This is a genomic window from Rhodococcus sp. PAE-6, from assembly GCF_025290685.1.
Taxonomy (GTDB): domain Bacteria; phylum Actinomycetota; class Actinomycetes; order Mycobacteriales; family Mycobacteriaceae; genus Rhodococcus; species Rhodococcus pyridinivorans.
In genome coordinates, this window is the sequence record NZ_JAOCLZ010000181.1 from 1 (window position 1) to 247 (window position 247).

Below are 247 nucleotides of genomic sequence, written 5' to 3' on the forward strand. Positions count from 1 at the left end.
TCACGACTACTCCCGAACTGCGGGCCGACTAGGCGCAGGCCGCCGTCGAGCATCGCGCGGCCGGGCACCAGGCGCTGCGCAGTTCAGGTGCACCGGTGCTGACGTGGCGCACCGACCGCGACTGGATCGGCGATGTCGTCCGATTCGTCGCGGCCCGGCGGCACAGCTTCGGCGCACCCGCCCGGCCGGGGGGACGATGAGCCTGTCCGGTTTCACTTCACCGTGGTGGCTGCTGCTGTTGTTCGTC

General features: G+C 70.9%; 1 pseudogene. It reads left to right on the plus strand.

Annotated features, from left to right (window positions below):
• Positions 1–200, plus strand: a pseudogene (locus NVV99_RS26710) (DUF58 domain-containing protein); the annotation flags it as partial.
• Positions 201–247: the final 47 nt, after the last annotated feature.